Origin of the sequence: Arthrobacter sp. Hiyo1, assembly GCF_001263615.2 — a bacterium.
Classification (GTDB): Bacteria; Actinomycetota; Actinomycetes; order Actinomycetales; family Micrococcaceae; genus Arthrobacter.
The window spans coordinates 372,412-373,180 of the sequence record NZ_DF952469.1 but is presented as its reverse complement, the minus strand read 5'-3'; the positions used below and the strand labels follow the sequence as shown (position 1 = coordinate 373,180).

At 67.8% G+C, this 769-nt stretch carries 1 pseudogene; it reads left to right on the top strand.

Annotated features, from left to right (window positions below):
• A pseudogene (locus tag AHiyo1_RS24530) lies at positions 1-769 on the top strand (glycosyltransferase family 2 protein); the annotation flags it as partial.

The window sequence follows — 769 nt, the reverse complement described above, 5'->3', positions numbered from 1 at the left end:
CCGTTGCCGGGCAAGCCGGGCGTCAACGGCACTCCGTCGTGGACTGCTGCTGCCGCGGCCGGCTTGGCGCTGGCCGTGGTGACTGCCTCTGCGCCATCCCTGCTTCCTCCCTTTGCCGTCCTCATTGTTTTTTGCGGCATCGCCTTGGGGCGGCGGGGCCGGACCATTTGGTGGTCGCTGCTTCCAAGCGCCGCGCTCTTTGCGCCGTACGTCCTCTCGGCGCTTGAACGGCCCCGCACCATGCTGGCCGATCCTGGCGTCCCGTTGGGATTCGAAGCCGCACCGTTGTGGCAGCAACTGCTTGGCCAACCCTTGAAATTCGACGTCAACGGCGGATTGGCCGGCTTGGCATTATTCGGCCCGTCGGGTATTCCGTGGGCGCTGGCGCTTGCCCTGCTGATCGGCGCGCCGGTCCTGCTCCTGTCCATCGCCGCACTCTTTGTCCCCGGAGGCCGGTCCCGCGTCACGCGTTTCCTCTGGGCCGGAGCCCTTGTGCTCCTCGCCTGGGCATGGCTCGCCGGACACGTCGCAACCGGAGTCGACGGCAACCTGCTCATCGCGCCATTCACGGGTCCGGCAGTTTCCGCGGCCGGGTTCGCGTTCCTGGGAGCGGCGCTGATCGGCGCCGATAACCTCCTCCACCTGAAGGCCAAGGCGGAAGACGGCCGCCCGGTCCAGCGCGCGGCAGTGCGCATCGTCTCCGCTGTAGCGACGCTTCTCCTTATTGCCGGACCCCTGGCAAGCATGGGCCTCTGGGCAACCCAGAATG